The 25,840-nt window shown below is 72.6% G+C and carries 20 protein-coding genes; 10 read left to right on the top strand and 10 right to left on the bottom strand.

Features of this window, described 5'->3' with window-relative positions; genetic code table 11:
* Nucleotides 1-110 precede the first annotated feature (110 nt).
* On the bottom strand, nucleotides 111-380 hold the full coding sequence (locus ACA511_RS33620) for a helix-turn-helix transcriptional regulator (protein ID WP_375028714.1): 270 nt from the start codon (nucleotides 378-380) through the stop codon (nucleotides 111-113).
* 86 nt (nucleotides 381-466) lie between these two features.
* Here ACA511_RS33620 and map point away from each other — a divergent pair, with 86 nt between their 5' ends.
* Nucleotides 467-1,258: a type I methionyl aminopeptidase gene (gene map / locus ACA511_RS33615; RefSeq protein ID WP_375028713.1), complete on the top strand. Its 792-nt coding sequence runs from the start codon at nucleotides 467-469 to the stop codon at nucleotides 1,256-1,258.
* Nucleotides 1,259-1,502: 244 nt separating this feature from the next.
* A complete protein-coding gene (locus tag ACA511_RS33610; RefSeq protein ID WP_375028712.1) occupies nucleotides 1,503-3,467 on the top strand; it encodes a histidine kinase in 1,965 nt (654 codons plus the stop codon).
* A 256-nt stretch (nucleotides 3,468-3,723) separates the two neighbouring features.
* Here the strand turns inward: ACA511_RS33610 and dapF are convergent, their stop codons facing one another.
* Nucleotides 3,724-4,524: a diaminopimelate epimerase gene (gene dapF / locus ACA511_RS33605; RefSeq protein WP_375028711.1), complete on the bottom strand. Its 801-nt coding sequence runs from the start codon at nucleotides 4,522-4,524 to the stop codon at nucleotides 3,724-3,726.
* A 21-nt stretch (nucleotides 4,525-4,545) separates the two neighbouring features.
* Nucleotides 4,546-5,457, bottom strand: a complete 912-nt coding sequence (miaA, locus tag ACA511_RS33600; RefSeq protein ID WP_375028741.1) for a tRNA (adenosine(37)-N6)-dimethylallyltransferase MiaA — start codon at nucleotides 5,455-5,457, stop codon at nucleotides 4,546-4,548.
* A gap of 122 nt (nucleotides 5,458-5,579) precedes the next feature.
* On the opposite strand from miaA, the gene ACA511_RS33595 reads away from it, so the two are divergent.
* Nucleotides 5,580-5,852: an antitoxin gene (locus ACA511_RS33595; RefSeq protein WP_375028710.1), complete on the top strand. Its 273-nt coding sequence runs from the start codon at nucleotides 5,580-5,582 to the stop codon at nucleotides 5,850-5,852.
* A gap of 53 nt (nucleotides 5,853-5,905) precedes the next feature.
* On the opposite strand, the gene ACA511_RS33590 is transcribed toward ACA511_RS33595, so the two are convergent.
* A complete protein-coding gene (locus ACA511_RS33590; RefSeq protein WP_375028709.1) occupies nucleotides 5,906-6,607 on the bottom strand; it encodes a hypothetical protein in 702 nt (233 codons plus the stop codon).
* 130 nt (nucleotides 6,608-6,737) lie between these two features.
* A complete protein-coding gene (gene miaB / locus ACA511_RS33585; protein WP_375028708.1) occupies nucleotides 6,738-8,273 on the bottom strand; it encodes a tRNA (N6-isopentenyl adenosine(37)-C2)-methylthiotransferase MiaB in 1,536 nt (511 codons plus the stop codon).
* A gap of 289 nt (nucleotides 8,274-8,562) precedes the next feature.
* Between miaB and ACA511_RS33580 the strand changes: the two genes are divergently transcribed.
* From ACA511_RS33580 to ACA511_RS33560, 5 genes are all read left to right on the top strand, one after another.
* Nucleotides 8,563-9,285 (top strand): amino acid ABC transporter ATP-binding protein, encoded by a 723-nt coding sequence (locus ACA511_RS33580; protein WP_375028740.1) that lies wholly within the window; start codon nucleotides 8,563-8,565, stop codon nucleotides 9,283-9,285.
* Between the two features lie 39 nt (nucleotides 9,286-9,324).
* Nucleotides 9,325-10,194 (top strand): glutamate ABC transporter substrate-binding protein, encoded by an 870-nt coding sequence (locus ACA511_RS33575; RefSeq protein WP_375028707.1) that lies wholly within the window; start codon nucleotides 9,325-9,327, stop codon nucleotides 10,192-10,194.
* A gap of 142 nt (nucleotides 10,195-10,336) precedes the next feature.
* Nucleotides 10,337-11,020: an amino acid ABC transporter permease gene (locus ACA511_RS33570; protein ID WP_375028706.1), complete on the top strand. Its 684-nt coding sequence runs from the start codon at nucleotides 10,337-10,339 to the stop codon at nucleotides 11,018-11,020.
* Nucleotides 11,017-12,009 (top strand): amino acid ABC transporter permease, encoded by a 993-nt coding sequence (locus tag ACA511_RS33565; protein ID WP_375028705.1) that lies wholly within the window; start codon nucleotides 11,017-11,019, stop codon nucleotides 12,007-12,009. Before ACA511_RS33570 ends, ACA511_RS33565 begins: the two co-directional genes overlap by 4 nt.
* A gap of 154 nt (nucleotides 12,010-12,163) precedes the next feature.
* Nucleotides 12,164-14,197 (top strand): alpha/beta hydrolase family protein, encoded by a 2,034-nt coding sequence (locus ACA511_RS33560; RefSeq protein ID WP_375028704.1) that lies wholly within the window; start codon nucleotides 12,164-12,166, stop codon nucleotides 14,195-14,197.
* A gap of 48 nt (nucleotides 14,198-14,245) precedes the next feature.
* On the opposite strand, the gene rny is transcribed toward ACA511_RS33560, so the two are convergent.
* The 3 genes from rny to recA form a co-directional block, all read right to left on the bottom strand.
* Entirely contained in the window at nucleotides 14,246-15,805 is a 1,560-nt protein-coding gene (rny, locus tag ACA511_RS33555) for a ribonuclease Y (RefSeq protein WP_375028739.1), read from the bottom strand.
* A gap of 628 nt (nucleotides 15,806-16,433) precedes the next feature.
* Nucleotides 16,434-16,988: a regulatory protein RecX gene (locus ACA511_RS33550; RefSeq protein ID WP_375028703.1), complete on the bottom strand. Its 555-nt coding sequence runs from the start codon at nucleotides 16,986-16,988 to the stop codon at nucleotides 16,434-16,436.
* 205 nt (nucleotides 16,989-17,193) lie between these two features.
* Nucleotides 17,194-18,315, bottom strand: a complete 1,122-nt coding sequence (gene recA, locus ACA511_RS33545) for a recombinase RecA (protein WP_375028702.1) — start codon at nucleotides 18,313-18,315, stop codon at nucleotides 17,194-17,196.
* 244 nt (nucleotides 18,316-18,559) lie between these two features.
* On the opposite strand from recA, the gene ACA511_RS33540 reads away from it, so the two are divergent.
* Entirely contained in the window at nucleotides 18,560-19,429 is an 870-nt protein-coding gene (locus ACA511_RS33540) for an ATP-grasp domain-containing protein (RefSeq protein WP_375028701.1), read from the top strand.
* Between the two features lie 7 nt (nucleotides 19,430-19,436).
* Here the strand turns inward: ACA511_RS33540 and ACA511_RS33535 are convergent, their stop codons facing one another.
* Entirely contained in the window at nucleotides 19,437-19,631 is a 195-nt protein-coding gene (locus ACA511_RS33535; RefSeq protein ID WP_375028700.1) for a DUF3046 domain-containing protein, read from the bottom strand.
* 10 nt (nucleotides 19,632-19,641) lie between these two features.
* Nucleotides 19,642-20,919 carry an alpha/beta hydrolase fold domain-containing protein gene (locus ACA511_RS33530; protein ID WP_375028699.1) on the bottom strand — a complete coding sequence of 426 codons (1,278 nt, stop codon included), beginning with the start codon at nucleotides 20,917-20,919 and terminating at the stop codon, nucleotides 19,642-19,644.
* Nucleotides 20,920-21,039: 120 nt separating this feature from the next.
* Between ACA511_RS33530 and ACA511_RS33525 the strand changes: the two genes are divergently transcribed.
* Complete coding sequence (locus tag ACA511_RS33525; protein ID WP_375028698.1) at nucleotides 21,040-25,746, top strand: DEAD/DEAH box helicase; 4,707 nt, start codon at nucleotides 21,040-21,042, stop codon at nucleotides 25,744-25,746.
* The last annotated feature ends 94 nt before the right edge of the window (nucleotides 25,747-25,840 follow it).

Below are 25,840 nucleotides of genomic sequence, written 5' to 3'. Positions count from 1 at the left end.
GACCGTTCAGCACAGAACACGGAATGCTACTGAACGATCACACAACGCGTAGGAAAATCACCGAAGCCGGGAGATCGACGCCCTTCCGCCCGGCCGCGGGCCGCGACCTCCTAGGAGATGGCCTCCAAGGGGAGGGCGGTGCCGCGCCAGGTGGTCGCCAGGTCCTGCATCGGCACGCCGAGGGCCTCGCCGAGGCGGACGACCGTGCCGAACCCCGGGGAGGGCAGGCGGCCGGTCTCGATCTTGCGCAGGGTCTCCGGCGAGATGCCGGCCGCGGCCGCGACCTCCGCGAGGTCGCGGCCCGCCCGCGCGCGGCGCAGCAGTGCGCCGAGACGCCGGCCGGCTTCGATCTGTTCGGACGTGAGCGGTTGGCGGACCATGCCCACAGGGTAGAACTGGTATTTCTATACCGTCAAGCGCTAGAGTTCCGGTATAGAAATACCACACTCCCTTACGCGAGGTACTTGTGATCGAACTGAAGACGCCCGCGGAGATCGAGCGCATGCACGTGGCCGGGCGTTTCGTCGCCGAGGTGCTCTCCGAGGTCCAGAGGATCGCCGCGGTGGGCGTCAACCTCCTGGACCTGGAGCACCACGCGCGCGCCATGATCGAGCGCCGCGGCGCGGAGTCGTGCTACTGGGACTACGCGCCGTCCTTCGGCAACGGCCCGTTCCGCAACGTCATCTGCCTGTCGGTCAACGACGCCGTCCTGCACGGCCTGCCCCACGACTACGTGCTGCGCGACGGCGACGTCCTCAGCGCGGACCTCGCGGTCGGCGTCGACGGCTGGGTGGCCGACTCGGCGTGCACGGTCGTCGTCGGGACCGCCGCCGAGGAGGACCTGCGGATCATCCGCGCCACCGAGGAGGCGCTGGAGGCGGCGATCGAGACGGCGCGCCCGGGCAACCGGGTGGGCGACATCTCCGCCGCGATCTGGGCGGTGGCCCGCGACTACGGCTACCCGGTCAACGACGAGTTCGGCGGCCACGGCCTCGGCCGCACCATGCACGAGGGGCCCCACGTGTCGAACAGGGGCACGGCGGGGCGCGGCCTCACGCTCCGGCCGGGCCTGACCCTCGCGCTCGAACCCTGGTTCGCCCGCACGACCGACCGGATCGTCTACGACCCCGACGGCTGGACCATCCGGTCGGCCGACGGCTCGCGCACGGCCCACTCCGAGCACACGGTGGCCGTCACCGAGGACGGCCCCCTGGTCCTCACCCGGCGCGAAGCGGAGCACCCCCGTACCGGCCGGTAGCGGACACGGAGTGCCGCACTCCGGCCACGAAGCGTACTGGAATGTTACGAAAGACGCTCTGACCTGGGCCTTCCGTTCTCCTTAGCAGATTCCGCGGTTACCATCACGGCACGCCCGCGCGCGCCGTGCCCGCGGGCCGCGCCCACCGGCCGCGGCGGCGTGTCCTGAGCCGGACGCCGCGCAGACTGCAGGACGAGGAGCTGGAAGCTTTAACATTCCATTACTTTCGGGCGGGGAGCGGACGATGGAGACGGCAGCACACGACCGCGCCGCGGGACGCGCAGGCGTCCTGCTCGCGCTGACCGCGGTCGCGTCCGTCGCCGCGTCCTTCGCCATCGGCGCCCGGCTGCCGCCGGACGCGCGGATGGTCTGGTGGCATCCGGAGATCCTCGTCGCGCTGGCCTGGACGCCCGTCGGCGCCGTCCTGCTGCGGCACCGCCCGGGGCTGAAGGTCGCCTGGCTGATGCTCGGCGCCGGGGCCAGCGCGGCCGTGTACGTCCTGGCGCTGAACCTCGGCCCGTGGGCGCAGCGGCACGACTGGGCGTTCGCCGGGTTCGTCGACTGGGTCGGCACCTGGCTGTGGGCGGTCGACACCTACGCGCTGACGCTGGTCCTGCCGCTGATCTTCCCGGACGGCCGGCTGGTGTCGCGCTGGTTCCGCCCCGTGCTCGCCCTCGCCTGCCTCGTCCCCGTCATCGTCTGCGTCCACCTGACGGTCGACCCGGAGGTGCGCGGCTGGCACAACGGGGTGTCGGTCTACCCGTTCGGCGGGATCCCGCTGCCGATCGCCGTCGTCATCATCGGCACCCTGGCCGCGGGCCTGCTCTCGGTGGCCGTCCGGTTCGTCCGGGCGGCGCCGGACGTCCGCCGGCAGATCGCCTGGGTCGTCTACCCCGGCATCCTCGCCGAGGCGGTCATCTACGTCGGGGAGAACGGCCCCATCGGCGACCCGCTCCGCAACATCACGATCGTCGCCGTCCCGATCTGCATCGCCATCGCGATCACCCGGTACCGGCTGTACGACATCGACCTCGTGGTCAGCCGGACGCTCGTGTACGCCGGGCTCGTCGTCGTCATCACCGGCGTGTACTTCGCGCTGGTCGGCGCCGCGAGCCTGCTCGCCCACGGCAAGGGGGGCGCCCTCACCGGCCTGGCGGGGGCGATCGCCGCCGGCGCGGTGTTCGAGCCCGTCCGGCGGCGCCTCCAGCGCACCGTGGACGGGTTCATCCACGGCGAGCGCGACCCGTACCGGATCGCCGACCGCCTCAACCGGCGGCTGCAGACCGCCGCCGACGCCCGCTCCGCGCTCGCCGTGGCGGCCGAGGTGTCCCGCTCCGCGCTGCACGCGTCCGGCGTGGTGATCGAGGTGCTGGACCGCGACGGCCGGACCGTCTCCGCGGAGGACGGCGTGCTCGGCAGGCGCCCCCAGCTCATCCCGCTGGTGTGGCACGGCGAGCCGGTCGGCCGGCTGCTGTTCGGCGTCGCCCGCGCCCCCGACGCGCGGCTGTCCGGCGTCCTCGCCCGCAACCTCGCCGAGCTGGCGAACGCGGCCCGGCTCGCCGCCGACGTCCAGCGCTCCCGCGAGCACATCCTGCGCACCCGGGAGGAGGAGCGGCGACGGCTGCGCCGCGACCTGCACGACGGGCTCGGCCCCACGCTGGCCAGCCTCGCCATGACGGTGGACGCGGCCCGCATCACGCTCAAGACCGACCCCCAGGCGGTGGACGCGCTCCTGGAGGACCTGCGCGCCACCATGGGACGCACGATCGGCGACATCCGCGACCTCGTGTACGGGCTGCGTCCGCCCGCGCTGGACGACCTCGGGCTGGAGGGCGCGATCCAGGCGCTCGGCGGCGTCGTCGCGACCGGGGACGGCCCGCGGGTCGACGTGCGCGTCGAGGGCGACCTGAAGGGCCTGCCCGCCGCCGCGGAGGTCGCCGCGTACCGGATCGTCCAGGAGGCGCTGACGAACGTGCACCGGCACGCCGGCGCCGGCTGCGCCGAGGTCACGCTGTGCCTGAACGGCGACCTGCACGTCACGGTCGGCGACGACGGAGTGGGGCTGCCCGACCGGGTGCGATCCGGTATCGGCATGTCCTCGATGCGGGAACGCGCGGCCGAACTCGGCGGATCCTGCACGGTGGGGCCCGGCCCCGAGGGGGGCACACTCGTCCGGGCCAGGCTGCCGGTCAACGGCGGCCATTCCTGACGCGCGCCTCCCCGGAAGATCCACCGGCCCCACCCTGGTGGGAGGGCCGGTGACCGCCCCCCGCCAAGAAGGTCGCCACCGGCCCTCGGGCTCCATACGGCGCCGGGGCTCCCATCCCGGTCCGTACGGGCCATTCACCAGAGGGTGTGCAAGAAGAAAATTACGCGGCCCACGGTCCCGTTGGAGAGGGACACCTGTCCCGTTCATGCCGGGACCCCTCCGAAACCGCCACAATCCCTGGTGGGGAGGCGTTCGGCTAGAACCAGCCGGGTCGGGTCTCGCCCTCCGCGACCAGGACGGCCGGGCCCCGTAGAAACGCGGTCTCCCCGTCGAAGGCGACGGTCACGCGGCCGCCGGGGACGTCCACGGTCCACTCGGACGCGCCCGCCGTCCCGGAGGCCGCAGCCGCAGCCACGGCCACGGTGCCCGTGCCGCAGGAACGGGTCTCGCCCGAGCCGCGCTCGTACACCCGCATCTCGACGTGCCGCTCCCCGACCGTCCGGAAGAACTCGACGTTCACGCCCTCGGGGAACACGGCCGGGTCGAAGCCGGGCGCACGCGACAGGTCCAGCGCCGCGACGGGCCCGTCCACCCGGCACGCCAGGTGCGGGTTCCCCACCGAGACCCGGCGGCCCTGGAACGTCGTCCCCGCCATGGACGCCTCGCCGTAGCCGAGGACCTCGGGAAGGCCCATGTCCACGCTGACGTCGCCGGACGCGCCGAGCGCGACGCGCCGCAGGCCAGCGCGGGTCGCCACGTCCCACTCGCCGGGCGCGGCCAGGCCCGCGTCGACGAGGTAGCGGGCGAAGACCCGCACCCCGTTGCCGCACATCTCGGCGATGCTGCCGTCCGCGTTGCGGTAGTCCATGAACCACTCGGCGCCGGCCTCGTACTCGGCGGCCTTCGTCCGGACGGCGCGCAGCACGCCGTCGGCGCCGATCCCGGCCCGCCGGTCGCACAGCCGCGCGACGGCCTCCGGCGTCAGGTCGAGGACGCCGTCCGGGTCGGGCAGGATCACGAAGTCGTTCTCGGTGCCGTGGCCTTTGACGAACCGCATACCTCGATCGTATTGCCTCCGTCAGGCGTCCCGCCCGCCCGCCTCCGCGATCATGGCGAGAGCACGTCCGGCCAGGTCGGGGGCGTCGTAGGGGAGCCACTGGACGCGCGGGTCGCGGCGGAACCACGACTCCTGCCGGCGGGCGAAGCGCCGCGTCGTGCGGATCGTCTCCTCCTTGGCCCGCTCCTGCGTCCACTCCCCCGCGAGGAACCGGAGCACCTGCGCGTAGCCGAGGGCCCGCCCGGCGGTCAGCCCGTCCCGCAGGCCGCGCTTCTCCAGCTCCCGCACCTCGTCGACCAGGCCCGCGTCCCACATCCGCTCCACGCGCAGGGCGATGCGCTCGTCCAGCGCCTCGCGCGGGACGCTCACCCCGATCTGCAGGGCCGAGCCGTAGCGGTACCGGTGCTCGGGCAGCGTCGCGGTGAACGGGCGGCCGGTGATCTCGACGACCTCCAGGGCCCGGACGATCCGGCGGCCGTTGCTCGGCAGGATCGCGTCGGCGGCGGCGGGGTCCAGCTCGCGCAGCCGGTCGTGCAGCGCGCCGGGGCCGAGCCGCGCCAGGTCCGCGTCGAGGCGCGCCCGGACGGCCGGGTCCGTCCCCGGGAACTCCAGGTGGTCGAGCGCCGCCCGGACGTAGAGGCCCGACCCGCCCACCAGGACGGGCAGGCGCCCCCGGCCCCGCACGTCCGCGATGACGTCGGCGGCGAGGCGCTGGTACTCGGCGACGCTCGCCGTGCGCGTCACGTCCCACACGTCCAGCAGATGGTGGGGGACGCCGCGCATCTCGGCCGCGGTCAGCTTCGCCGTGCCGACGTCCATCCCCCGGTAGAGCTGCATCGAGTCGGCGTTGACGGCCTCGCCGTCCAGCCGCAGCGCCAGTTCGACGGCGAGGTCGGACTTCCCGGCCGCCGTCGCCCCGACGACGGCGATCACGTACGGAGCATCAGGTGAGGTCACGGGAATGATTGTGGCAACAGAACGGGTATAGCCGGGTTGTACGGGTGTCGCGCGCCTGCGCCGCACCGATCGAGACGAGGGATCCGGGGGGATCGGGAATGTCCATCGTCGACAAGGTCAAGCAGATGCTCGGGCAGCACTCCGACAAGGCCAAGAAGGGCGTGGAGCGGGCCGGGGACATGATCGACGAGCGAACCGGCGGCAAGTACGCCGACAAGGTCGACAAGGTCCAGGAGAAGGCCGGCGACTACATCGAGCGCGGAAGCGACCGGCCCGGCGACACGGGCCGCTCCGACTCGGGCGGGGGCATGGGGCAGGGCGGCGAGCCCGGCCAGGGCGGCATGGGGCAGGGCGGCGGCCGGCAGCCCTAGCCCGGCGGCCCGCCTGCGCCTTCAAACGGCCGCGCCTTCAAACGGCCGCGCCTTCAGCCGACCCGCCGGGACCAGGCCGCCGCGAAGTAGCCGACTCCGTACGGCGCCTCGTCGGCGAGCAGTTCGCCGGTGAGAGCGGCGCCGCCGACCGCGCCGGCCAGCACCTGCCACGCCGCGCGCCCAGCCGCCTGGACGTCCCGGGAGATCCCGGGGTCCAGCGCGGCCAGGGCGGCGGCGTCGGCCGTGCCGAGCGCGCGCGCCACGCCCTCGTCATGAGGGCGCGCGCGCACGTCGAGATAACCGGGCGCCTTCTCCGAGCGGCACGCCGACCCGTCGCCCATCACCAAGAGCGCGACGCGCTCGGCCGACTCCGCCAACTCTCTCCCCAGCGCCGCGCACGCTTCGGGCTCTGTGTCGAACCCCACCGCCTGGTAGCGGGCGCCCGCGGCGAGGCCCTGCCGCTCCAGCAGCCAGCGTCCGATCGTGAGGGACAGCGGGAGCGCCTCGGCGCCCGCCCCGGGGCCGCTGGGACTCGTCCAGCCGAGCCCGTACGGCCTGAGGGACGCGTAGGCGCCCGCCCCGTACGCCCGCGTCTCCGGCCCGCCGCCGACCGCGATCAGCGCGCCGGCGCCGCGGAGACGCCCGACGGCCTCGTCGCACGCGGCGCGCAGCGCGTCCAGTTCCGGCGCCGCCTCCCCCGCCATCTCCGGGACGAGGACGGGCGGATGCGGGCACACCGCCGCCGATACGAGCACGCTGCCTCCTTGGGAACCGGGCCGGACCGCACGGTGCTGATCGACGTGCTGCCGATCGACGTGCTGCTGATCGACACGGGGCCGGACCGCGCGGAACCGGACCGCGGGCCCGATCCGATCATGCCCCAGTTCAGGACCCGGCGGCGCAGCCCTGGCCGGAGGGCGCGGCGGGCGGCGCCGGACGCCCGATCGACGGCATGCCCAGCGAGACGCCGCGCTCCCCGCCCTGACGGGCCTCCCACGCGTCGCCCGCGCGCGTCCTGCGGACGGCCTGCGCGGGCTTGTCGGCGACCAGGTGGTGCGGCGCGGCGTAGGTGACCTCGACGGTGACCATGTCGCCGGGCCGGACCGGCTCCTCCGGCACGCCGAAGTGGACCAGGCGGTTGTCGCGCGCGCGTCCCGACAGCCGGCGGGTCGCCTCGTCCTTGCGCCCCTCGCCCTCGGCGACGAGGACCTCCAGGGTGCGGCCGAGCTGCTTCTTGTTCTCCGCCCAGGAGATCTCCTCCTGGAGGGCGACGAGCCGCTCGTAGCGCTCCTGGACGACCTCCTTCGGGAGCTGGCCGTCCATCGTCGCGGCCGGGGTGCCCGGACGCTTGGAGTACTGGAACGTGAACGCCGACGAGAAGCGCGCCTCCCGCACCACGTGCAGGGTCTGCTCGAAGTCGGCCTCGGTCTCGCCGGGGAACCCCACGATGATGTCGGTGGTGATCGCCGCGTCCGGGATCGCGGCCCGGACCTTCCCGATGATGCCGAGGTAGCGCTCCTGCCGGTACGAGCGGCGCATCGCGCGCAGCACCGCGTCCGAGCCGGACTGGAGCGGCATGTGCAGCGACGGCATCACGTTCGGCAACTCGGCCATCGCGGCGATGACGTCGTCGGTGAAGTCCTTGGGGTGCGGCGAGGTGAACCGGACCCGCTCCAGGCCCTCCACTCCCCCGCACGCGCGCAGCAGCCCCGCGAACGCGGACTGGCCGCCCTCGGTCATGGCGCGCACGTCGTCCGGCGCGGCGGACAGGGCGCCGAAGCCCGAGCCGTAGGCGTTGACGTTCTGCCCCAGCAGGGTGACCTCCAGGGCGCCCTCCGCGACGAGCGCCTCCACCTCGGCGAGGATCTCCCCGGGCCGGCGGTCCTTCTCCTTGCCGCGCAGGGACGGGACGATGCAGAACGTGCACGTGTTGTTGCACCCGACGGAGATCGACACCCACGCGGCGTACGGGGACTCGCGTCGTGTCGGCAGCGTCGAGGGGAAGGTCACCAGCGACTCTTCGATCTCGACCTGCGCCTCGCTCTGCACACGCGCGCGTTCCAGCAGCGCGGGCAGCGACCCGATGTTGTGGGTGCCGAACACGACGTCCACCCAGGGGGCGCGCTTGACGATGGTGTCGCGGTCCTTCTGGGCGAGGCAGCCGCCGACGGCGATCTGCATGCCGGGATGGCCGTCCTTGACGGGCCGGAGATGGCCGAGGTTGCCGTAGAGGCGGTTGTCGGCGTTCTCGCGCACGGCGCAGGTGTTGAACACCACCACGTCGGGCTCGGCGTCCTCCGCGCGGACGTAGCCGGCCGACTCCAGCAGCCCGGACAGCCGCTCGGAGTCGTGGACGTTCATCTGGCACCCGTAGGTACGGATCTCGTACGTACGGGTGGCGGTCTCCATTGGCGCACTCATGACGGTAACCAAGGGTACGGGCCCTCGGCGGACGCGCGGAACGCCCGGCGCGGAACGGACGGCCGCACCGCTCCCACCTGCCCAGATGATCAGCCCGCGCCCCGATGGACCCCGTCCGACATGGGGATTCGTGATCGTATCGGTACCGCGCGGCGACTTTCGCGATTCTGCCCATGACGTAAAGTCCGACCGCATGACGGACAGCGAAGGCGGGCTCGACCTCACCAAGGACGAGCCGGAGGACTCTGGTCCGGAGCCGGCCCCCACGGGTGGCGACCGGCCCCTCGTCGTGGTGGAGAACGTCAACAAGCACTTCGGCGAGCTGCACGTCCTCAAGGACATCAACCTCACCGTGAACTCCGGCGAGGTGGTCGTCGTCATCGGCCCGTCCGGCGGCGGGAAGTCGACCCTGTGCCGGTCGATCAACCGGCTGGAGCCCATCGACGGCGGAACGATCCTCGTGGACGGCAAGGAACTGCCCAAGGAGGGCAAGGATCTGGCGAAGCTCCGTGCCGACGTCGGCATGGTGTTCCAGTCGTTCAACCTCTTCGCCCACAAGACGATCCTGGAGAACGTCACGCTGGGGCCGGTGAAGGTCCGCAAGCAGGGCAAGCAGGAGTCGCAGAAGCACGCGATGGAGCTGCTGGACCGGGTCGGCATCGCCAACCAGGCCGGCAAGTACCCGGCGCAGCTGTCCGGCGGGCAGCAGCAGCGGGCGGCGATCGCGCGCTCCCTCGCGATGAAGCCCAAGGTGATGCTCTTCGACGAGCCCACCTCGGCGCTGGACCCGGAGATGGTCAACGAGGTCCTCGACGTCATGACGGGCCTGGCCCGCGAGGGCATGACGATGATCGTCGTCACGCACGAGATGGGCTTCGCCCGCCGGGCCGCGCAGAAGGTCGTGTTCATGGCGGACGGCCAGATCGTCGAAGAGAACACCCCCGACGAGTTCTTCACCAACGCGCGAACCGACCGCGCGAAGGACTTCCTTTCAAAGATCCTCACGCACTGAGCCGCGGGGCTCCGGCAGAGAGCAGAGGTAGGACGAGCAATGCGAGTACGTCGTTTCGGCGCCCTCATCGGGGCGGGGATGGCGCTGTCCCTGGCGCTCAGCGCGTGTGGCAGCGACACCGAGAAGACCGAGGCCAAGACGGTCGTCCAGAAGGCCAAGGACGACAAGAAACTGACCATCGGCATCAAGTTCGACCAGCCTGCGCTGGGCCTGAAGAAGCCCGACGGCACCTATGACGGCTTCGACGTGGACGTCGCCAAGTACGTCGCGCAGAAGCTGGGCGTCCCCGAGAGCGGCATCACGTTCAAGGAGACGACCTCCGCGAACCGCGAGTCGTTCATCGGCGGCGGCCAGGTCGACCTGATCTTCGCCACCTACTCCATCACCGAGGCGCGCAAGCAGCAGGTGACCTTCGGCGGTCCCTACTACGTCGCGCACCAGGACACGATGGTGAAGGCGAACAACACCGACATCAAGAAGACCGCCGACCTCAAGGGCAAGAAGCTCTGCAAGGCGGCCGGGTCCAACTCCTTCCGCCGCATCACCGAAGGCCCCCCGGACGGCAAGCTCAACATCAAGGGCGTCACGCTGGTGGACGCCAGCAGCTACTCCGAGTGCGTGAGCAAGCTGAAGTCCGGCGCGCTGGACGCGGTGAGCACCGACGACCTGATCCTCGCCGGGTTCGCCAACCAGCAGAAGGGCTCCTTCAAGGTCATCAACGACCCCTTCACCGACGAGAAGTACGGCGTCGGCATCAAGAAGGGCGACACCGAGACCTGCGAGGCCGTCAACAAGGCCATCACCGACATGTACTCGGACGGCACCGCCAAGACGATGCTGGAGAAGCACTTCGCCGGCACCGGGCTGAAGCTCGCCACGACCGCCCCGCAGATGGAGGGCTGCTCCTGACCGGGGGCCGCGCCTGACGCCCGTCACGCCGGTGCGTCCCCGCGGAGCGGCTCCCGGGGACGCGCCGGCCTGGCCTGACACCGCCGGCCGGGCTCGACACCGCTGGCCCGACACCGCTGGAACGCCATGAAACAGCTGAGCAATGTTTGACTTCAGCCCGTTCTTCGATCATTTCGACGAGATCCTTCAGGGCTTCTGGGCGACGATCCGCCTCGCGGCCGCCGCCGCGGTCCTCTCCCTCGTCATCGGCACCCTCCTGGCGAGCTTCCGCGTCGCTCCCGTCCCGATCCTGCGCAGCTTCGGCACCGGCTACGTCAGCATCGTGCGGAACACGCCGCTGACCCTGGTGCTGCTGATGTGCAGCCTCGGCCTCAACGACATCCTCGCGCTGAAGTTCTCCGCGACCTCGTCGGTCTCCTACTACTGGTGGGCCGTCCTCGGCCTGTCGGCGTACACCGGGGCCTTCGTCTGCGAGACGCTGCGGTCGGGGATCAACACCGTCCCGCTGGGGCAGGCGGAGGCGGCGCGGTCGATCGGCCTGACCTTCACCCAGTCGCTGCGCGTGATCATCCTGCCGCAGGCGTTCCGCGCGATCATCGCGCCGCTGGGCAGCGTCCTCATCGCGATGATCAAGAACACCACGGTCGCCGCCGCGGCGAGCTACGGCGAGGTGGCGCTGGTCACCAAGACCATCGTCGACGCCCCGTCCTTCAGCAACGGGGTCATCCCGCTGTTCCTCGGCGTGGCCGTCGGCTTCCTGATCCTCACCCTGCCGACCGGGTACTTCTTCGGCTGGCTGGCCAAGCGGATGGCGGTGGCGCGTTGAGCAAGGAAGCGACCGTACTCTTCGACGTCCCCGGGCCGCGGGCGCACGCGCGGAACCGGATGCTCGGCATCGGCGTGACGGTGACGCTCGCCGCCGTCCTCGCCGCGCTGATCTGGCGGCTGGCCGACAAGGACCAGTTCGCCGCGAACCTCTGGACGCCGTTCACCGAGTGGACGGTCTGGCGGCACCTGATCATCCCCGGCCTGCTGAACACGCTGAAGGCCGCCGCGGTCGCGACCGTCCTGGCGCTGCTGTTCGGCATCGTGTTCGGCCTGGCCCGGCTCTCCGACCACTGGTGGGTCAGGCTGCCGGCCGGGGCCGTCGTGGAGTTCTTCCGCGGCATCCCGCTGCTGATCCTGATCTTCCTGGCGTTCTTCGTGCCGAACAAGATCAGCCCGCAGATCGCCGAGTCCCAGTTCGGCCAGCTGCAGCGCGTCTCGGTCGACTACTTCTTCTCGGTCTTCGGGGTGGAGAGCAACGCCGGCGTGATCACCGTGCCCGCGTTCGCCGCGGTCGTGTTCGGCCTCACCATGTACAACGGCTCGGTGCTCGCCGAGGTCATCCGCGCGGGCGTCCTGTCGATCCCGAAGGGGCAGTCGGAGGCCGCCTACTCCATCGGCCTGCGCAAGAACGGCGTCATGCGGCTCGTCCTGCTGCCGCAGGCCATCACCGTGATGATGCCGGCGATCGTGAGCCAGATCGTCGTCCTGCTGAAGGACACCGCGCTCGGCTTCATCATCGCCTACCCCGAGCTGCTGCAGGCCGGCTTCAAGCAGGTGCCCGCCAACTACAGCAACAACGTCCTGCAGGCCGGGATCGTGGTCGCGATCATCTACATCGCGATCAACATGTCCCTGAGCCGGGTCGCGACGTGGCTGGAGGCGCGCAGCCGCCGCAGCCGCAAGACGGAGGCCAAGACCATGGGCACGGGCGGCCCGCCGCCGGTCGCGGGGGTCGGGGTCGCCCAGCAGACCGTCCCGTCGGTCTGACCTCCTGGACGTCCGCTTCGGGGGCGCCGCCGGTTTCCCGGTGGCGCCCCCGCCCGGTTACCGGTGAGTCCGCTGGTCGCCGCCTTGTATCTTTCCGAAGTCAAAGCGCCCGTCATGGCCCCAACCGATCCCCGTATGCGGGACGATTCCTGTTATGACCGCTCGTGCGACCCTCCCCTACGGCTCCTGGCCCTCCCCCATCTCCGCGGCCGATGTCGCCCGCGCCCGGCTGCGCCTCAGTTTTCCCACCGTCGCGGGCGACGACGTGTGGTGGCAGGAGACCCGGCCCGAGGAGGACGGACGGACCACGGTCATCCATCTCAACGGCGGTCACCGCACGGAGCTGCTGCAGGCGCCCTGGAACGCCCGTACCCGCGTCCACGAGTACGGGGGCCGGTCGTACCTGCCGGTCCGCACCGCCGAGGGCTGGTCGGTCGTCTTCTCCAACTACGACGACCAGCGGCTCCACCGGCTCGACGAGGGCGACCCCAAGCCCTACCCGCTGACGCCCGAGCCGGCCGTCCCGGCGGGGCTGCGCTACGCCGACTACGTCCTGTCCCCGGACGGGACGGAGATCTGGTGCGTCTGCGAGGGCCACATCGCCGCGCCGCCGGCGCCCGCCCCCGCGGAGGGCGAGGAGGCCGCCGCCCTCCCGGCGGAGGAGCCCGGCGTCACCGGGATCCGCCGCGCCATCGTCGCCGTCCCGCTGGACGGCCGCGCCGCCGAGGACGCCGGCGCCATCCGCGAGCTGGTCGCCGGCGCGCAGTTCTACGCGAACCCCGCCCCGTCGCCCGGCGGCGGGCACCTGGCGTGGGTGCAGTGGAACCACCCGCGCATGCCCTGGGACGGCACCGAGGTGCGCGTGGCGGCGCTCGAGGACGGCCGCACCGTCGCGCCCCGGACGGTCAAGGGCGGGCTCAAGGAGTCGGCCCTGGCGCCGCTGTGGCGCGACGAGGCGTCCCTGTACGTCATCTCCGACTGGCCCGGCTGGTGGAACATCTACCAGGTCGGCCTGCACGGCGAGTCCCCGCAGGCCCTCTACCCGGCCGAGGAGGAGTTCACCGGACCGCTCTGGCAGCTCGGCGGCATGCCGTACGCGCTGCTCGGCGACGGGCGCCTCGCCGTCCTGCACGGCGAGGGCGACATGCGGCTCGGCGTCTACGACCCGGAGACGCTCGACCTCGTCGACCTGGAGGTCCCCTACGAGCACTGGGCGACGCAGCTGTCCGCGGACGGGACGACGATCGTCGGCATCGGCGGCGGCCCCGACCTGCCGCCCTCGGTCGTCCGCGTCGACACCACGACCGGGCGCGTCGAGGGGCTGCGCCGCGAGCTGGCCGAGCTGCCGGACGTCGCGTACCTGTCCAGGCCGCGCGCCGAGCGCCTGGAAGGGCCGTTCGGGCGTCCCGTCCACGCCTACGTGTTCCCGCCCACCAACCCGGAGGCGACCGCGCCCGAGGGCGAACTGCCGCCGTACGTCGTGTTCGTGCACGGCGGGCCCACCGGCAGCGTCTCCAAGGTGCTCGATCTGGAGCGGGTGTACTTCACCAGCCGCGGCATCGGGGTCATCGACGTCAACTACGGCGGGTCGACCGGCTACGGCCGCGCCTACCGTGAACGGCTGCGCCGCCAGTGGGGCGTGGTCGACGTAGAGGACGCCATAGCGGCGGCCCAGGCGCTCGTGGACGGCGGCATAGCCGATCCGGCGAGGCTGGCGATCCGGGGCGGTTCCGCGGGCGGCTGGACGACGCTGGCCGCGATCACGCAGACCAGCGTGTTCAAGGCCGCGACGTCCTACTTCGGCATCAGCGACCTGCAGAGCTTCGCCGAGGCCACCCACGACTTCGAGTCGCACTACCTGTTCGGCCTCATCGGCCCGCTGCCCGGCTTCGAGCGCGCCTACGAGGAGCGTTCGCCGCTCAGCCGCGCCGGCGAGACGGCGTGCCCGGTCCTGCTCCTGCAGGGCCTGAACGACCCGGTGGTCCCGCCGGACCAGTCCGAGCGCTTCGCGCTCGCGCTGGCCGACAAGAAGATGCCCTACGCCTACCTCACGTTCGAGGGCGAGTCGCACGGGTTCCGCAAGGCCGGGACCGTCCTCCGCTGCCTGGAGGCGGAGCTCGCCTTCTACGGGCAGACCCTCGGGTTCGAACCGCGCGGCGTGGAACCCATCAACCTCACCGTGGGCTGACCACTCCGCCCGTCCGCCCCCGAACGGGCGGGCGGGCGCGCCACCGGCTCAGCGGGCGAACTCGGTTGCGCGGGACTCCCGCACCACCGTCACGCGGATCTGGCCCGGGTAGGTCAGCTCGTCCTCGACCTGCTTGGCGATGTCGCGGGCGATGACCTGCGCCTGGATGTCGTCGACCGAGTCGGGCTTGACCATCACGCGGATCTCGCGCCCGGCCTGCATCGCGAAGACCTTCTCCACGCCCTCGTGCTTCTCGCGGGCGATCTGCTCCAGCCGTTCGAGCCGCTTGACGTAGGCCTCCAGCGACTCCCTGCGCGCCCCCGGACGGCTGCCGCTCACGGCGTCCGCGGCCTGGGTGAGGACAGCCTCCACCGTCCGGACCTCGACCTCGTTGTGGTGCGCCTCGATCGCGTGGACGACGTCCTCGTGCTCCCCGTACCGGCGCGCGATCTCGGCGCCGATCAGCGCGTGGCTGCCCTCCACCTCGTGGGTGAGCGCCTTGCCGATGTCGTGCAGCAGCGTGCACCGCTTGGCGACCTCCACCGGCAGCCGCAGTTCGCTCGCCATGACGCCCGCGATGTGCGCGGACTCGATCAGGTGCTTCAGCACGTTCTGCCCGTACGACGTCCGGTACCGCAGCTGCCCGAGCAGCGCGATCAGCTCCGGGTGCATGTCGGCGATGCCGACGTCCACCAGGGCGTCCTCACCGGCCCGGACGCACAGCTGCTCCACGTCGCTCTTGCTGCGCTCGTAGATCTCCTCGATGCGCTGCGGATGGATGCGCCCGTCCAGGACGAGCTTCTCCAGCGTCAGCCGCCCGACCTCCCGGCGCACCGGGTCGAAGCAGCTCAGCAGGACCGCCTCGGGCGTGTCGTCGATGATCAGGTTGACGCCCGTCGTGGTCTCGAACGCCCGGATGTTGCGGCCCTCGCGGCCGATGATGCGGCCCTTCATCTCGTCGCTCGGCAGGTGCAGCACCGACACGACCGACTCGGCCGTCTGCTCGCTCGCGACCCGCTGGATCGCCAGCGTCACGATCTTGCGGGCGCGCTTCTCGCCCTCCGCCCGCGCCGAGTTCTCGATCTCCCGGACGATCGGGATCGACTCCCGCTTCGCCTGGTTCTCGACCGCCGCGACCAGTTCGCCCTTGGCCTGCTCGGCGGTGAGGCCGGCGGCCCGCTCCAGCACCTTGCGCCGCTCCTCGGCGACGCCGGCCAGCTCCTCCTTGCGGGCGTCGAGGGCCTGCCTGGCCTCGGCGAGCCGGCCCTGCCGCTCCTCCAGGCGCCGCATCTCGCCGTCCAGCCGCTGCTCGCGCTCGGCGAGCCGGGCCTCCCGGCGCTCCAGATCCTCCCGGACGGTCCGCAGGTCGTCGCGGAGGGCGCGGCCCTCCTCCTCGGCCTCGGCGCGCGCCTCGGACGTGATCCGCCGCGTCTCCCGCTCGGCCTCGTCCAGGACGTCCTGCGCGTCCTGCTGCGCCTTCGACCGGATCTCGTCGGCCTCGCTCTGTGCCCGGGCGATCTCCGCCGCGGCTCTGCCGGGCATGCCTGGACGCCACAGGACGACGATGACGAGAGCGGCCAGGGTCACCAGCAGTGCTGCACCCAGCAGGACGCTCTCCATGAGGCAGATCCTTCCTCGCCGCGGACCCGTCCGGACTTCGGGCCCTGCCTAGCGAGGATTTACTCGCGCGCGGATGCACGACAGCACGGGACCGCGCGCGGCGCGCCCCCGGCGACTCGGCCGATTCCGGTCGACGAACCTGTCCTGTCTGCCTCTCAGCTGCTGGAACGTGCTCGGTCGTATGGCAATCCGCGAGACGCGGAGTAACTCCTCACTACCGTAACGGTAAGCGGCATGGAGGTAATGAGCAAGCAAACGGGGGGCATTCCGGACTAACCGAACGTCAACGTGAGTCCTTCCTTACCGCCCCTCCTGACCCGGCGCCCCCCTCCCCACCAGCCCCGCGACCCTCGGTCAGAGCCGGAGCCTCGGAACCCCCGCACCCCCGGAACCTCGCGTCCTCGGACCCCCACGCCCCGCCCCGCCCCGCCCCGCGGTCGGCGTGCCATCGCGCAGCGGCGTGTCACCGTGAGGCCGACATGTCACCGCGCGGCCGACCTGTCATCGCACAGCGGGCGTGTCATCGGGGGGCCGACGTGCCATCGCGCGCGGCCGGCGTGTCACAGCGAGGTCGGTCTGTCACCGTGCGGTGACGGTGTGTCACCACACGGCCGGGTCAGTCGAAGGAGTCCGAGGGGTCGGGGACGGAGTCGAGGTCGGCGCCCTCTTCGGCCAGGGCCTCTTTGACCACCCGGTAGGCGACGCCGGGCGGGTAGCCCTTGCGGGCGAGCATGCCGACCAGGCGGCGCATGCGCTTGGCGGGGTCGACGCCTCGGGTGGCCGGGAGCCTGCGGAGGACCAGGGCCCGCGCCGTCTGCTCCTCCTGGGCGGGGTCGAGGGACTCGACGGCCTCGTTGACGGTGTCGGAGGCCACGCCGCGGCGGCGGAGCTCGGCGGCCAGAGCGCGTTTGGCCAGGCCGCGGCCGGTGTGGCGGGACTGGACCCATGCCTGCGCGAACGCCTCGTCGTCGATGAGGCCGACGTCGGTGAAGCGGCCGAGGACTCGTTCGGCGACGTCGCCGGGGATGTCCTTGCGGCGCAGCGCGTCGGCCAGCTGGGCCCGGGTGCGCGGCGACCCGGACAGCATGCGCAGGCAGATCTCGCGGGCCCTGGCCTCGGGATCCGCTCCGCCGCCGTCCCCGTCGCGCCGTCCCCTCGACGCCACGCTCACCCGCCCCCGCCCCGCAGTGCGCGGCGCACCGTGATCGCGTGAGGGCCCGGACGCGCCGACCTGCGGGCGGAGCCCGTGGGAGCGGCGGCGCCATCGGGGAAGATCCGGGCACCGGTCGTGCGGTGCCGGGTAAGGCGCCGCCGCCCTGCATACGAGATCATCGCTCACTCTTCGTCAAGAGTCACCCATATCAGGGGATTCCTCGTCAGGAATCGCCCACCTTGGCGCCCCTCGCCGCCTTCTTCGCAGAGACGGGCTTGGGAGCGGTGACGAGCGGCGGCGGGGGCGCGGGGGCGGCGTCCGGGGCGGCGGGCTCGGCCTCCTTGTCGACCTTCGGGCCGATGCCGAGCTTCTCCTTGATCTGCTTCTCGATGCCGTCCGCCATGTCGGGGTTGGACTTGAGGAAATTGCGGGCGTTCTCCTTGCCCTGGCCGAGCTGGTCGCCGTCGTAGGTGTACCAGGCCCCGGACTTGCGGACGAAGCCGTGCTCCACGCCGAGGTCGATCAGGCCGCCCTCGCGGCTGATGCCATGGCCGTAGAGGAGGTCGAAGTCGGCGACGCGGAACGGCGGGGCCATCTTGTTCTTGACGACCTTGACGCGGACGCGGTTGCCGACGGCCTCGGTGCCGTCCTTGAGGGTCTCGATGCGGCGGACGTCCAGCCGGACGGAGGCGTAGAACTTCAGCGCCCGGCCGCCGGTGGTGGTCTCCGGGGAGCCGAACATCACGCCGACCTTCTCGCGGAGCTGGTTGATGAAGATGGCGGTGGTCTTGGTCTGGTTGATCGCGCCGGTGAGCTTGCGCAGGGCCTGCGACATGAGGCGGGCCTGGAGGCCGACGTGGCTGTCGCCCATCTCGCCCTCGATCTCGGCGCGGGGGACGAGCGCGGCGACGGAGTCGATGACGACGATGTCGATCGCGCCGGAGCGGATCAGCATGTCGGTGATCTCCAGGGCCTGCTCGCCGGTGTCGGGCTGCGAGACCAGCAGGGCGTCGATGTCGACGCCGAGCTTGGAGGCGTACTCGGGGTCGAGCGCGTGCTCGGCGTCGACGAACGCGGCGATGCCGCCCTTCTTCTGGACGCTCGCCACGGCGTGCAGCGCGACGGTGGTCTTGCCGGAGCCCTCGGGGCCGTACACCTCGACGACGCGGCCGCGGGGCAGGCCGCCGATGCCGAGCGCGATGTCGAGGGCGATGGCGCCGGTGGGGATCACCTCGACCGGCGCCCGCGCCTCCTCGCCCATCCGCATGACCGACCCCTTGCCGAACTGACGCTCGATCTGGGCGAGTGCGGTCTCGAGAGCCTTCTCCCGGTCGTTCGCTGCCATTGAGATGTCCTTCTCGTCGTGACTGTCGGCTCTCGGCCGCTGCTGGCGATGTCGAGGGCGACGTTACGGCGGGCCACCGACACTTTCGAGCCGCCGGCGCGATTGTGGATGACGCCGCGTGCCGCGCACCAGCCTACCGAACATCCGTTCGATCATCGTCCGGTATGGCGATTTGGACGGGAATCGCCGTGCGTTACCTAGTCCGAACCCCGTACGCTGGCGCCGTCCACGGAGGGTTCCAATCATGACGCTGACCGTCCTCTTCTGCGTCGATCCGCTCCACCCCCGGCGCGTTGACCCCCATTTCTCCCGTGAGGCCGCGGCCGTGCGGGACCACTACGGCGAGACGGCCCTGATCGACCACGACGCGCTGGGGCGCGGTGACGTGGAGGACGCGGTCGCCGCCGTCCCCTCCGGCCTGGGACCGGTCTGGTACCGCGGCTGGATGGTGTCGGCGGACGAGTACGCCGCCATGGCCGCCGCCCTGAAGCGGCGCGGGACGACCCTGCTGACGCACCCGGACGACTATAGGCGCGCGCACGAGCTGCCGGGCTGGCACGAGACGTTCGCCGGGCTGACCCCGCACAGCGTGTGGCGCCCGCTCCGCGCCGGCCAGGACCCTGGCGACCTGGCCGAGCTGGCCGAGCTGGTCCGGCCGCTGCGGAGCGGGCCCGCCGTGGTCAAGGACTACGTGAAGTCGTGCAAGCACGAGTGGGAGGAGGCGTGCTTCGTCCCGGACGTGAAGAACCCCGCGCAGCTGCACGACATCGCCTCCAAGATGGTCGCGATACGGGACGACCATCTGGCGGGAGGTCTCGTCGTCCGCGAGTTCGAGGAGTACGACGGCGACGGCGAGGCGCGCGTGTGGTGGGTGGACGGCGAGCCCGCACTGGTGGGGCCGCACCCGGACAGCCCCGGCATGGACCCCGATCCCGACCTGGACTCCGTGGCGCCGGCCGTCCGCGCCCTGGGCTGCCGGTTCATCACCACCGACCTCGCCCGCCGGACGGACGGCGCCTGGCGCGTCGTGGAGGTCGGCGACGGCCAGGTCAGCGATCTGCCGTCGTCCCTGGACGCGATGGACCTCTACGCCCACCTGCCCGTTCCGGACTGACCGGCTCCTACCGGAGGGCCGAGGGGACGTCGAAGGTGGCCACGACCGCCTGCCAGACCTTCTTGGCCGACTCGCCGTCGGCGAGCGCCTGCTCGACGGTCCGCCCGCCCAACTCGGCGATGACGTAGTCCTTGGCGACGCTCTGGGCATAGCTTTCGCCGAACTGCTGGTTCATCCGATCCCAGAACATTGTGAGCCGCACGTCCTCCACGCTATCCGACGGAGGGCTCCCCCAGTGACCGTGCGACCTCGCCGGGGACGGCTGGTCCGGCGCCTTGGCGGTACTGGCGGTGCAGGCCCGTCAGGTAGCGTTCGACGCCCTCGATGACGCGGGCCGTCCGGTAGGAGGGGAAGACGTCGAACCCGTGCTGGGCGCCCTTCATCTCGGCATAGACGACCGGTGACGCGGAGACGTCCCGGAGGCGCTCGACGAATCGCCGGGCCTCCGCCGCGGGGATGAGCGAGTCGCGGCTTCCGTGGATGACGAAGAAGGGCGGCGCGTCCTCGCCGATGTGGGTGACGGGGGACGCCTCGGCGTACACCTCGCGGTTCTCCGCGAAGGGCTTCTTGACCACCATCTTCTCCATGATGCGCGTGGCCCCCATGGGGACCCGCCACGGCCCCGCCTCGACGAGGTTGTAGACGCCGTAGAACGGGACGGCGCCCTGCACGGCCGTGTCGACGTCCTCGAAGCCCGGCTGGAACGCGGGCTGGTTCGCGGTCAGCGCCACCAGCGCGGCGAGGTGCCCGCCGGCCGACCCACCGGTCACGCAGAGGAAGCCCGGGTCGGCCCCGTACTCCTCGGCGTGCTCCTTGTACCAGGCGAGGAAGTGCTTCAGGTCGATCAGGTGCTCGGGCCAGGTCGCGCGGGGGCTGAGCCGGTAGTTGACGTTGAAGCCGGCCCATCCCTGCAAGGCCATGTGGTTGAGCAGCGGCAGGCCCTGCTCGCGCTTGTCCCCGATGACCCACGCGCCGCCGTGGATCTGCATGAGCCCCGGACGCAGCCCGCCGTCGTCGGCTCCGTCCGCCGGACGGAACACGTCCAGTCTGAGCCGGAGCCGGCCCTCCTCCCGGTACACGACGTTGCGTTCGACGCGCACGCCCTTGCGCGGGATCAGGCACAACGGCGGGACGATCAGGTGCGCCAGCGGATAGCGGGGAGCGCCCTCCGGGTCCAGATCGAGGGGTGCGCCGCTGTCCCGCAGCGTGACGACCGTGCGGCGGGACGCGACGACGGTGGCCGCGACGCCCGCCATGGCGGCGAGCGCCAGGACGAGGCCCGTCCAGCCGGCCCAGCCGTCCAGTCCGCCGAAGGCGGCCGTGAGTCCCGTGGCCACGGCCCAGGTGACGAGCACGTGCGGCGCCATCTCGATCGTGAGCCAGCCCAGGAAGAAGCTGGGCGCGAGCAGGACGGCGCTGCGCCTCGGCGCGAACGCGTTGGCGGCGGCCAAGGCGAACAGGATCCCGAGGGTGAGCAGGACGTAGGGCATGGAAACTCCCTCTGGGGGTGGGCGTCCTACCGGAAGACCATGCCCGGACAAGCGCTTGCTTACAATGTGACGGCCGCCACATCGCCGCGTTCTGTCCGACCCGCGAGGCAGTATGGCGCCATGGGCGGTGACGTGCTAGAACGCTTCTCCCCGGCGACCCGTGCCTGGTTCTCCGGGGCGTTCGCCGCGCCCACGCCCGCCCAGGCGGGGGCGTGGGAGTCGATCGCGGGCGGCGACAACACGCTGGTGGTGGCGCCGACGGGGTCCGGCAAGACCCTGGCGGCGTTCCTGTGGTCCCTCGACCGGCTCGCCCACGAGCCCCTCCCCGACGACCCGCTGCGGCGCTGCCGCGTCCTGTACGTGTCGCCGCTGAAGGCCCTCGCCGTGGACGTCGAGCGCAACCTGCGCGCGCCGCTGACCGGCATCCGGCAGGCGGCGCGGCGGCTGGGCCTGGCCGAGCCGGGCGTCCGGGTCGGGATGCGGTCGGGCGACACCCCGGCCGACGAGCGCCGCCGGCTCGCCGTCAAGCCGCCGGACATCCTCATCACCACGCCGGAGTCGCTGTTCCTGATCCTCACCTCGCGGGCGCGCGAGTCGCTGCGCGGCGTCGAGACCGTCATCGTGGACGAGGTGCACGCCGTGGCGGGCACCAAGCGGGGCGCTCACCTGGCGCTCTCCCTCGAACGCCTCGACGCCCTCCTCGAACGGCCAGCGCAGCGGATCGGCCTGTCGGCGACCGTCCGTCCGGCCGGCGAGGTCGCGGCGTTCCTCGGCGGTCCGAGGCCCGCGGCGGTCGTCCAGCCCCGGTCCGACAAGGTCTTCGACCTCGACATCGTCGTCCCCGTGGAGGACATGGGCGAGGTGGGCCGGTTCATGGACGACTCCGGCACCGCCGACCCCCGCCAGCGCAGTATCTGGCCCCATGTCGAAGACCGCCTGCTCGACCTCATCCAGGCGCACCGGTCGACGCTGGTGTTCGCGAACTCGCGCCGGCTGGCCGAGCGGCTCTGCGGGCGGCTGAACGAACTCGCCTACGAGCGGGCGACGGGCGAGCCCCTGCCCGAAGACCACTCCCCGGCCGCCACGATGGCCCAGGCGGGCGCGGCCAGAGGCGCGCCCATGGAGATCGCCAGGGCGCACCACGGCTCGGTCTCCAAGGAGGAGCGGGCCGGCATCGAGAACGCCCTGAAGGAGGGGCGCCTCCCGGCGGTCGTGGCGACGTCCAGCCTGGAGCTGGGCATCGACATGGGCGCCGTCGACCTGGTCGTCCAGGTGGAGTCGCCGCCCTCGGTGGCCAACGGGCTCCAGCGGGTCGGGCGCGCGGGCCACCAGGTCGGCGCCGTGTCGAAAGGCGTGATCTTCCCCAAGTACCGGGGCGACCTCGTCCAGACGACGGTGGTGGCCGAGCGCATGCGCAGCGGCGAGATCGAGGAGCTGCGCTACCCCCGCAACCCCCTGGACGTCCTCGCGCAGCAGGTCGTCGCCATGGTCTCCATGGACGAGTGGACCGTCGACGACCTCGATTCGCTGGTCAGGCGCGCCGCGCCCTACGCCGCCCTGCCGCGTTCGGCGCTGGAGGCGTGCCTCGACATGCTCGCCGGCCGCTACCCCAGCGACGAGTTCGGCGAGCTCCGCCCCCGCCTCGTGTGGGACCGCGTCACCGGCGTCCTGCGCGACCGCCCCGGCGCCCAGCGCCTCGCCGTGACGAGCGGCGGCACCATCCCGGACCGCGGCCTGTTCGGCGTGTTCCTGGTCGGCGAGAAGTCGTCGCGCGTGGGCGAGCTGGACGAGGAGATGGTCTACGAGTCGCGCGTCGGCGACGTGTTCGTCCTCGGCGCCAGCTCCTGGCGCATCGAGGACATCACGCCCGACCGCGTGCTCGTCTCCCCCGCCCCCGGCCAGCCCGGCAAGCTCCCGTTCTGGCACGGCGACACCCTCGGCCGCCCGGCCGAGCTGGGCCGCGCGCTCGGCTCGTTCACCCGCGAGCTGGCCGGGCTGCCCGCCGAGGAGGCGCGCGGCCGCGTCTCCGCCGCCGGGCTGGACGCCTGGGCGTCCGCCAACCTCGTCTCCTACGTGAACGAGCAGCGCGAGGCCACCGGGCACGTGCCCGACGACCGCACGATGGTCGTCGAACGCTTCCGGGACGAGCTCGGCGACTGGCGGATGGTCGTCCACTCCCCGCTGGGCGCGCGCGTGCACGCGCCCTGGGCGCTCGCCATGGCGGGCCGCCTGCGCGAGCGGTACGGCGTCGACGCACAGGCCATGCACGCCGACGACGGCATCGTCATCCGCATCCCCGACATGGACGAGCCGCCGGGCCCCGACCTCGCCGTCTTCGACGCCGACGACATCGAACGCATCGTGGTGGACGAGCTCGGCGGGTCGGCGCTGTTCGCGGCCCGGTTCCGCGAGTGCGCAGCCCGCTCGCTGCTGCTCCCCCGCCGCCGTCCGGACAAGCGCATGCCGCTCTGGCAGCAGCGCCAGCGCGCCGCGCAGCTCCTCGCCGTCGCGAGCAAGTACCCGTCGTTCCCGATCGTGCTGGAGACCATGCGCGAGTGCCTGCAGGACGTGTTCGACGTCCCGGGCCTGGTGCAGCTGATGCGCGACCTGTCGGGACGCAAGGTCCGCATGGTCGAGGTGGAGACGCCCGAGCCGTCGCCCTACGCGCGCTCCCTGCTGTTCCACTACGTCGGCGCGTTCATGTACGAGGGCGACTCCCCGCTCGCCGAGCGCCGCGCGCAGGCGCTCGCGCTCGACTCGGCGCTGCTCGCCGAGCTCCTCGGCCAGGCCGACCTCCGCGAGCTCCTCGATCTCGACGCGGTCGCCGAGACCGAGCGCGAGCTCCAGCGCCTGGCCCCCGACCGCCGCGCCCGCGACCTGGAGGGCGTCGCCGACCTCCTGCGCACCCTCGGCCCCCTGACCACGGCCGAAGCCGCCGAACGCACCCTGCCCGCCCCCGCCCCCGCCGGGCCGGACGGCGCCGCGTCGCCGGCGGCCCCCGGCGCCCCGGACTCCGGCGGCATGAGCGCCGACGGCGCCCGGCCGGACGCCCCGGTCCTCGCGGGCTCCGGCGAACCGGCGGTGGTCTCCGGTGAGGCGGTCGCGCAGGCGGCGCGGTGGCTGGTCGAGCTGGAGGGGACGCGGCGGGCGATCCGCGTCCGGATCGCCGGCGAGGAGCGGTGGACCGCGATCGAGGACGCGGGGCGGCTGCGCGACGCGCTCGGGGCGCCGCTGCCGGTGGGCGTCCCGGAGGCGTTCCTCGAACCGGTGGACGACCCGCTCGGCGACCTGATCTCCCGGTACGCGCGCACGCACGGGCCGTTCCGGGCGGGCGACGCCGCCGCCCGGTTCGGGCTGGGCTCGGCCGTGGTCGTCGAGACGCTGCGGCGGCTGGCGGGCGCGGGGCGGATCGTCGAGGGCGAGTTCCTGCCCGTCGAGGCCGTCGCGGGCCCGCTCACGACCGAGTGGTGCGACGCGGGCGTGCTGCGGATGCTGCGGCGCCGTTCGCTGGCCCGGCTCCGCGCCGAGGTGGAGCCGTCGCCGCCGGAGTCGCTCGGCCGGTTCCTGCCGGTCTGGCACGGCATCTCGGGCGGGTCGCGGCTGCGCGGCGTCGACGCGCTCGTCCAGGCGATCGAGCAGTTGCAGGGGGCGGCCGTTCCCGCGTCGGCGCTGGAGTCGCTGGTCCTGCCGTCCCGGGTGCCCGGCTACACCCCGGCCATGCTGGACGAGCTGACGTCCGCGGGAGAGGTCGTGTGGGCGGGCCAGGGCGGCCTGCCGGGCGGCGACGGCTGGGTGGCGCTCTACCTGGCCGACACCTCGCCGCTCCTGATGCCGGAGCCCGCGGAGATCACCCTCACGCCGGTGCACCGGGCCGTACTGGACGCGCTGGGCGACGGCGGCGCCCACTTCTTCCGCACGCTGTCCGACCGGGTGAACAAGGACGTCACCGCGAACGACGCCGACCTCGTCACCGCCCTGTGGGACCTCGTGTGGTCGGGGCACCTCACCAACGACACGATGGCCCCGCTGCGCGCCGCGCTGGGGTCCGGCCGTCCGACGCACCGGTCCAGGACGACGCGGCGCGGCCGTCCCGTCCTGCCGTCCCGGACGGGCCCGCCCACGGTCGCCGGACGCTGGTGGCCGCTCCCCGAACGGGAGACCACCGCGACGCTGCGCTCGCATGCCCTCGCCGAGGCGCTGCTGGAGCGGTACGGCATCGTCATACGCGGCGCCGTCGCGGCCGAGCGGATCCCCGGCGGGTTCTCGGCGGTCTACCCGGTGCTGCGCGCGTTCGAGGAGACGGGCCGGTGCCGCCGGGGCTACTTCGTCGAGGGCCTCGGAGCCGCCCAGTTCGCCCTGCCGGGCGCCGTCGACCGGCTCCGCGCCCTCCGCCCCGCGACCGCTCCCCCGGACGACCTGTCCGCGCTCTGGGAGACGCCTCCCAAGCCCGGCGTCCGCGCCCTGGTGCTGGCGGCCGCCGACCCCGCCAACCCGTACGGGGCCGCGCTGCCCTGGCCCGGACGCGGCGACGAGGGCGCCGCCGGCCACAAGCCCGGCCGCAAGGCGGGCGCGCTGGTCGTGCTGGTCGAGGGCCGCCTCGTCCTCTACGTCGAGCGCGGTGGCCGCACCCTCCTCACCTGGGACGACTCCCCGGACGTCCTGCAACCGGCGGTGGACGCGCTCGCCCTGGCCGTCCGCGAGGGCGCGCTCGGCAAGCTGACCGTCGAACGCGCCGACGGCGAGTCGATCAACGACTCCCCGCTGGCCGCCGCCCTCGAATCGGCGGGCTTCCACCCGACCCCCCGGGGCCTCCGCCTCCGCTCCTGACCCGCCGGGGGGCGCGCAGGACCACCGTGCCCGCAACGGCGCGCACACCGCGAGGCACGCACCATGGGCACGCACATCACTGGGCGCGCACCAC

The organism is Actinomadura sp. GTD37, assembly GCF_041951365.1.
GTDB lineage: Bacteria > Actinomycetota > Actinomycetes > Streptosporangiales > Streptosporangiaceae > Spirillospora.
The sequence above is the reverse complement of the archived record's forward strand: the minus strand, read 5'-3'. Positions and strand labels throughout refer to the sequence as shown.